At 68.9% G+C, this 6,702-nt stretch carries 8 protein-coding genes and 1 pseudogene; 5 read left to right on the top strand and 4 right to left on the bottom strand.

Annotated elements, in window-relative coordinates:
* From KUTG_RS07695 to KUTG_RS66020, 3 genes and pseudogenes are all read left to right on the top strand, one after another.
* A pseudogene (locus KUTG_RS07695) lies at positions 1–634 on the top strand (hypothetical protein); the annotation flags it as partial.
* Positions 631–1,074 carry a roadblock/LC7 domain-containing protein gene (locus KUTG_RS07690; protein ID WP_043715972.1) on the top strand — a complete coding sequence of 148 codons (444 nt, stop codon included), beginning with the start codon at positions 631–633 and terminating at the stop codon, positions 1,072–1,074. The pseudogene KUTG_RS07695 and the gene KUTG_RS07690, both read left to right, overlap by 4 nt.
* A 367-nt stretch (positions 1,075–1,441) precedes the next feature.
* Positions 1,442–1,612, top strand: a complete 171-nt coding sequence (locus tag KUTG_RS66020) for a DUF742 domain-containing protein (protein WP_369794441.1) — start codon at positions 1,442–1,444, stop codon at positions 1,610–1,612.
* Here KUTG_RS66020 and KUTG_RS07680 read toward each other — a convergent pair.
* Positions 1,590–2,312 carry a siderophore-interacting protein gene (locus tag KUTG_RS07680; RefSeq protein ID WP_043715969.1) on the bottom strand — a complete coding sequence of 241 codons (723 nt, stop codon included), beginning with the start codon at positions 2,310–2,312 and terminating at the stop codon, positions 1,590–1,592. The two genes, KUTG_RS66020 and KUTG_RS07680, sit on opposite strands and share 23 nt — an antisense overlap.
* A 71-nt stretch (positions 2,313–2,383) precedes the next feature.
* On the opposite strand from KUTG_RS07680, the gene KUTG_RS07675 reads away from it, so the two are divergent.
* Both KUTG_RS07675 and KUTG_RS07670 read left to right on the top strand, forming a co-directional pair.
* Complete coding sequence (locus tag KUTG_RS07675; RefSeq protein WP_043715965.1) at positions 2,384–2,881, top strand: phosphoribosyltransferase; 498 nt, start codon at positions 2,384–2,386, stop codon at positions 2,879–2,881.
* Positions 2,882–2,883: 2 nt separating this feature from the next.
* Positions 2,884–3,399, top strand: a complete 516-nt coding sequence (locus KUTG_RS07670) for an O-acetyl-ADP-ribose deacetylase (protein ID WP_043715962.1) — start codon at positions 2,884–2,886, stop codon at positions 3,397–3,399.
* Here the strand turns inward: KUTG_RS07670 and KUTG_RS07665 are convergent.
* The 3 genes from KUTG_RS07665 to KUTG_RS07655 all read right to left on the bottom strand — a co-directional run bounded on the left by KUTG_RS07665 (position 3,366) and on the right by KUTG_RS07655 (position 6,165).
* The gene (locus tag KUTG_RS07665; protein WP_052396545.1) at positions 3,366–3,731 is read right to left on the bottom strand and encodes a S26 family signal peptidase; all 366 of its coding nucleotides are present in this window, start codon (positions 3,729–3,731) and stop codon (positions 3,366–3,368) included. The genes KUTG_RS07670 and KUTG_RS07665 overlap by 34 nt on opposite strands.
* A 124-nt stretch (positions 3,732–3,855) precedes the next feature.
* A complete protein-coding gene (locus tag KUTG_RS07660) occupies positions 3,856–4,887 on the bottom strand; it encodes an ArsR/SmtB family transcription factor (protein ID WP_063753494.1) in 1,032 nt (343 codons plus the stop codon).
* 387 nt (positions 4,888–5,274) lie between these two features.
* A complete protein-coding gene (locus KUTG_RS07655) occupies positions 5,275–6,165 on the bottom strand; it encodes a hypothetical protein (protein ID WP_157494388.1) in 891 nt (296 codons plus the stop codon).
* Positions 6,166–6,702: the final 537 nt, after the last annotated feature.

Here is a 6,702-nt window from a genome sequence, read left to right as displayed (position 1 = left end):
CCGGACCTTCACGCCGCCGCCCACCGTGCAGCCGCCGGCCCCCGCCTCGGCGGCCGGCTGGTTCGCCGCCAACACGCCGCCCGGCGCCGCCGACCCGATCGGGCCACCGGCCGCCAACGGGGCAGCGCCCGCCAACGCCGGCGGGGCAATGCCCGCCGACACCGCGGGCGCCAGGCCCGCCAACGCGAATCCGCCGTCGCGTCAGGACAACGAATCCGTCCTACGACCGGAGGTCTCGCTGGAACCGACCAGCTACGCTTGGTTCGAGCACATGTCTGGGGGACCGGAAAACGGGTCGCCCGTTCAGGTGAACCCATCGGACGCCACCGCGTCCGATCCGGCCCCGGAGCAGTCGCCGGAGCCGGCCTGGCCGACCGAGCAGCCGGTGGCGCAACCCGCGCCGCCGCCGCGTCCCCAGGGCACCCAGAACGGGCTCGGCCTGCCCAAACGCGTGCCGAAGGCGGGACTGTTCCCGTCGACGGGCGCGCCGGCGGCCGGTCCCGCGAACGGTGCCTCGCACCGCGATCCGAACCGGACACGCGGGTTCCTTGCCAGTTACCAGTCTGGTATCCGTCAGGACCACACTGGTGCAGCAGCGTCGAGTGAGAACGAAAAGGGGCAGGAGAGCCCATGACCGCACCCCAGTCGCGGCAGGTGAACCAGTTCGGATGGTTGGTCAACAACTTCGCCGAGCATGTGCCGGGAGTCGCGCACGCGGTCGTCGTTTCCGTGGACGGTGTGTTGCTCACCGCGTCCACGCGACTGCCCGCGGAGCGGGCTGAGCAGGTCGCGGCCATCGCGGCCGGCGCGGTCAGCCTGACCCAGGGTGCCTCCCGCTGTTTCGACGGCGGACCGGTGCGCCGGACCGTGGTCGAGATGCAGGGTGGCATCCTGTTGCTGATGACGATCATGGACGGCTCGTGCCTCGCGGTGCTGGCGGCGCCCAACTGCGACGTCGGCCAGGTGGCGTACGAGATGACCGTCCTCGTGGACCAGGTCGGGCCGTTGCTCACACCGGAGCTGCGGTCCGAGTTGCGGGTCGCCAAGCAGGCCATGGACAGCCAGCCCGTCTGAGGGTGGAGATGAGCACCGAAGACTGGGGCGAAGACCCCGCGGAGAGCACGTTCGCGGACGTGCTCAACGGTTTCACACTCAACGGCGGCAGTCTTTTTCCGCCGCGGGCGCGGCGAGCGCGACGGCCGGTACGTCGAGCCGGAGCAGGCGGCGCCCGAGCCGGCTCCGCCGCCGTTGTCGGCCGTCAACCCGGACTAGTTGTCGGGCGCCATCGTGCGCGCCTACTCCTGGACCGGCGGCCGGACCCGGTCCGAGGTGCCGCTGCAATCGAGACCCTGGTCTCGACCAGCGAGCACGGCGGCGCCGCGGCCGAGCCGATGCAGGCCGAGTACCGGGCCATCGCGACCTCTGCGTGCAGACCCGGTCGGTGGCCGAGATCGCCGCGCTGCTGTCGATCCCGCTCGGCGTGTCCAAGGTCCTGGTCGGCGACATGGCCGGCCTGGGGCTGGTTTTCGTGCACGCCGCCGACACCGCGGGCGACGGCGTGCCCAACCTGGGGCTGATGGAGCGGGTGCTCAGCGGGCTGCGGCGGCTGTAGTGCGCTTCTCCGCCTGGAACGCGTCCTCGTGCAGGCCGCGCCGCCAGTAGCCGGAGATCGACAGCTGCTCGCGGCTCAGGCCGCGGTCGCCGGCGAGGTGGTCGCGGAGCTGCTTGACCAGGCCCGCCTCGCCGTGCACAAAGGCGTGCACGCGACCGGCCGGCCAGTCGAGCTGCTTCACCGTGTCCACGAGGTCGGCCGGGTCGACCCAGGTGACGTCGTGCGGGAGGTCCTGCGGTTCCGCGCTGCCCACCATCGCTCGGACGGTGGCGTCGGCCGGCAGCTGTTCGAGGGCCGCGCCGATCGCCGGCAGCGCGGCTTCGTCGCCGATCAGCAGGTGCCAGTCCGCCGTCGGGTCCGGGGTGTAGCCGCCGCCCGGGCCGACGAAGTACAGCTCGTCGCCCGGCTTGGCGTTGGCCGCCCAGGGGCCGGCCAGTCCGCTGTCGCCGTGGTGCACGAAGTCGATCGTCACCTCGTCGGCCGTGGCCGCGCGGATCGTGTACGTGCGGCGGGGCGGCATCTGGTCGCGGGGGAGTGTGTCGAGGTCGGGCGGGAAGCCGCCGTCGATCGGGAACATCAGCTTCACGTAGCGGTCGGTGAAGCCGTTGTCCACGGCGAGGTTGTCGCCGTCGAAGGTCACGCGGACCATGTGCGGCGTGATCCGCTCCGTGCGGCGGACCTGGATGCGAGTCGGTGGCATTGCTTCAGCTTAGCCTAACCTAACTCGTAGTTGTAACTATATAACTGTCCCCGGTGGATAGGGTAGCTCCCATGAACGATCAGCGCGAGGTGCTGACCTGGGAGCTCTTCGGCTCCGCGAGCCGCGAGCTGGCCGAGACCGTCGCCGCCGACGGCTTCGAGCCGGACCTGCTGCTCTCCATCGCCCGCGGCGGCCTCTTCGTCGCCGGCGCCCTCGGCTACGCGCTGGACGTCAAGAACCTGCACGTGATGAACGTCGAGTTCTACACCGGCGTCGACCAGCGCCTCGACCTGCCCGTCATGCTTCCCCCGGTCCCCAACGCCGTCGACCTGCACGGCGCCAAGGTCCTCGTCTGCGACGACGTCGCCGACACCGGCGCGACGTTGAAACTCGTCCGCGACTTCTGCGAGGACAAGGTCGCCGACGTCCGCTGCGCCGTCGTGTACGAGAAGCCCCACTCCACCGTGAAGTGCGAGTACGTGTGGCGGCACACCGACCGTTGGATCAACTTCCCCTGGTCCACCCTGCCACCGGTCGTCCAGCGCCGCGGCCAGGTGTTGGAGGCCTGACGGTGGCCATCGAGATCGTCGAAGGCGACATCACCGCGCAGCAGGTCGACGTCATCGTCAACGCCGCCAACTCTTCCCTGCTCGGCGGCGGCGGTGTCGACGGCGCCATCCACCGTCGCGGCGGGCCCGAGATCCTCGCCGACTGCCGCAAGCTCCGCGCCGGCCACTACGGCCGGGGGCTCAAGGTCGGCCAGGCCGTCGCCACCACCGCCGGCCGCCTGCCCGCGCGCTGGGTCGTGCACACCGTCGGCCCCGTGTGGTCCTCCTCCGAGGACCGGTCGTCGCTGTTGGCCGACTGCCACCGCAACTCCCTACGGGTGGCTGCTTCGCTCGGAGCTGTGAGCGTCGCGTTCCCGGCCGTCTCCACCGGCATCTACCGCTGGCCCCTGGAGTCAGCGGCGGAGATCGCCCTGTCCACGGTGGCCGAGGAACTCGCCGACTCTTCGGTGGAGATGGTGCGCTTCGTCCTCTTCGGCCAGCAGGCCTACGACGTGTTCCGGGCCGCTTCGTCAGCGTGAGTCCGCTTGTTCTTGCGGTTCGTGAACGGCACCTCGTCCACTTCGACGCAGCGGCCGAACACGCGGTCCCGGCTGGTCCACCCGTTGATCCGGCCCCGGTTGTTGCCGATCTGCACCCGCTCGCCCGCGAGGGCGGTGACCTTGTGCAGGTAGACCGTGCCGGCCACCCGTGCCAGCACGACATCGCCCACGGCCAGGGTGGCGGTGTCGATCGGGACGACCGTCACCAGCTGACGGCTGCGGATCAGCGGCACCATGGAATTGCCGGTCGGGCGGAACCGCACGGTCTCGCCCCGCGCGACCCGAGCGGCGACAGCATCCAGCAAACCCACGAGCCACAGAGTCGGCGGCGGACCGAGCCGCCGCAACGCATTTACTTCATCAGCCGGAGTAGGAGCTGGGCGACGAGGCACTGATCCGGATCGGACGGGTCGAGCCCGTGTCCGGCAAAGCGGGTCAAGCCCACCTGCGACGGCCGGAGGCTGAGGCGAGCAGCAGGCCACTGGCGGTCTGCTCGTGGCGGGTGTCCAACAGCTGTTCCCCGAGAGCGGTCACGAAGTGGCGCACGGTGTTGCCGCGCCGGGTGCTGCTGATCAAGCCGGCTTGGCGCAGGACGGTGGCGTGCTTACTGGCGGCGGCGGGCGAGGCGTGGATGTGTTCGGCGAGTTTGGTCGTCGAGCGTGGCACGCGCAAGGCGTGCAGGACGCGTGCGCGAGTGTCCCCGATGAGGCTGGCCAGTGCGGCCAGATCGGCGGCTGGGGTCGGGACTTCGGTGATCGGGTAGACCAGAACGGGTGGGAGTTCGGCATCGATGAAGGCGACGGGTGTGTCGTGGCAGAAGTACGAGGGGATGAGTGTCAAGCCACGGCCGGCCAACTCGATGTCGTGGTCACGTGGGTATTTGGCATGCAGGACAGGTGGTGCCCATCGGATGCATTCCGCCAGGTTGCCGAGCAGTCCTTCGATACCACTGGCGGCGACGTCCTCGGTGCGCACGGTTCGGTCGCCGCGGACCGCCCGGTCGATGCCGGACCAGTGCGGTGCCAGGACCAGGTCGTGATACCAGGACATCGCGTCCCCCAGTGCGTGCAGCGCGTCAAGATCGCCGGCGGCGAGCTCGCGGGTCACGGCTGGTGGCTGTCGCATGAGGTAAGACGGCGCCACTTCGACGGCCAGCCGGCTGGCCGGCGTGCTGAGCACGGCGTCCAACGAGGCGGCGAAGTCGTCGGCCTCCTCGTGTGGTGTGAGGAAGTCCGGGAAGCTTCCCCGCGGCGGGACCAGCGCGGTCAGCAGCTCAAGATGGCGGCGAGCGTCGGGGTGGCGGTTCAACCGTGCCAGCGATGACTCCCGCCACAGAGCATGCTGGGACACGGTGTGGCCGGTCTGGACGATGTGCAGGCTGTTCACCAGTTCCCAGGTCGGATGCGGGTGGCTGATGATGCGGGTACGTGCCAGATCATCGGCGGTGAAATGCAGCCGCAGCGCCATCAGGATCCTTCGGTGCGCCTCTGTGACCTTTTGTGGCCAACGATTTTTCCTTCTCGTTCAACGTTGTCGACCTCCAATCGGATGCAGCAGCACTCTGGTGTGGCTGGTTCCGGTGGCTGATGACAGCGGGGGAGTTCCGGAGCCGGAGATGACAGTGTGTCACCTGCGGCATGTCTGTCATGAGTCTGGTTCCGGCGCATTGAGGGGGGCGCCGGAACCAGACATGACAGTAGCTCAAGTCCGTCGGCCGGAGTGCGGAATATTCGGTGTGGCCGTTCGAGGAGACCACGGGCATGAGGCAATGGGCCGCGACAGCACTGGCAATGCGGCGGCTATGCGTCAGCCCGCGGAGGACCACGGCGGCGAGCGCAGGCCCGGCAGAGTCGCTCATCGCGGTGGCCTTCTTGACTCGGCCGCGGTGACAAGCCGAAGACCTGCCTGGAGAGTGCTGCGGACTTCCTGTAGGTACCAGGTAGTGGGCCAGATCCTGCCGCCGGACCTCGGCGGTGTGCCGATGGTCTCGACACACAGCTGGTGCGGTAGGCCCAACACGCGAACGGCATCGAAGTGTTGGTAGAGCGCATATAAGTGCGTTGTCACCAGCAGCAGTCGCGCTTTCGGCGGGAACATCAGCGCGTGGGCGGCCTGCTCGTAGGTGTCGGCGGTGTTGGCGGCGCGCTGCTCGGGCTGGCTGCTACGGGCAGCGAACACGTGCACCTCGGGTTTGCCGGCGCGCCATGCGTGCAGCTGAGCCACACGCGGCGTCATTGTCCGATCGCCGTCAACTTCGACCGTCCACGCCCGTTCGGACCGGAACTCCCGCGTGGCCAGCTCCAGCAGCAGGTCCGCTTCGGTCGTGGCGCGCGAGGCGAACTGGGTGCTCGATGTGAGTTCGTCCTTCCGTAGGTCACGGAACGAGCCGAGCAGGCAGATGCCGTCAGTCTCGATGACGCCCTCCGTCAGGAGCCTGACCAAGTGCTTGGTCCGCCTGTGGCAGCCCGCTGCCAGGCCGCCGAGAACGAGCACCCAGTCGTATGACCTTTCCTGTGGTGGTGCGTAGTCGCAGAGGCCGAGCTGCTCGACCGCGGCCATGGCCCGCTCACTGTCGGAGCCGGCATCGTCCTGGATGTCCAGCCGACACGCGCCCTGGCGACGGTCCCACATGGCGGAGAACTCGACCAGTGTCCGCAGAATCTCTGGCAGGTCTCCCTTCGGCCAGCTTCCGCCGAACTGCTCGACCAACGCGCGCAGCGCCGGCTTGTCGATGAACTCGCGCACACGGCCGATCGGGTCGTCGCCTGGAGCAAACGTGAGCGGTTGGGACGCCATCGCCGAGACTTCTCCTCTTCGCCGACAAGGGTACGGCTTGCCGCGTGAGCGTGGCGCAGGTGTGCGACATTCGCTACGGCCTGAAGGGTGTTTCAGAGCTGCGTCCAGCGGACTACGAGCATCCCCGGCTCCCCGGCCGCCGCGGGGTCGGGCTGAGCCCTCCTGCCGGCCAGGTCTGTCGCACGACTCTCGCCGGAGCTGGATCAACCCGGCGACGTCACTGACGATCCCTCGGTTCGCCGCTGTGTCTCTTGGCGCGACCACTTGTGGCCGACGCGTTTTCCGCCTCGTTCAAGGTTGTCGACCTGGCACTGGCTGCAACGGCATTCTGGTGCCACTGATATCCGGGTCGCCGAGGACAGTGCGGTGTCCCGTTCACATGGGAGTGATTCATGAACAGTTCGCTGGGTTCGCTCGCCTTCGACTCCGGTCGGATCGGCGCGCGTCACCACAAACGTCCACTATGGACCAGATCTCCATCGTTGC

The organism is Kutzneria sp. 744 (assembly GCF_000568255.1).
Lineage (GTDB): Bacteria > Actinomycetota > Actinomycetes > Mycobacteriales > Pseudonocardiaceae > Kutzneria.
The sequence above is the reverse complement of the archived record's forward strand: the minus strand, read 5'-3'. Positions and strand labels throughout refer to the sequence as shown.

Bases quoted from the DNA above. Each gene is read 5' to 3' on its own strand.
- KUTG_RS07675 (WP_043715965.1), top strand. From the start codon at position 2,384: ATGAACGATCAGCGCGAGGTGCTGACCTGGGAGCTCTTCGGCTCCGCG.
- KUTG_RS07680 (WP_043715969.1), bottom strand. From the start codon at position 2,312: ATGCCACCGACTCGCATCCAGGTCCGCCGCACGGAGCGGATCACGCCG.
- KUTG_RS07660 (WP_063753494.1), bottom strand. From the start codon at position 4,887: ATGGCGCTGCGGCTGCATTTCACCGCCGATGATCTGGCACGTACCCGC.
- KUTG_RS07690 (WP_043715972.1), top strand. From the start codon at position 631: ATGACCGCACCCCAGTCGCGGCAGGTGAACCAGTTCGGATGGTTGGTC.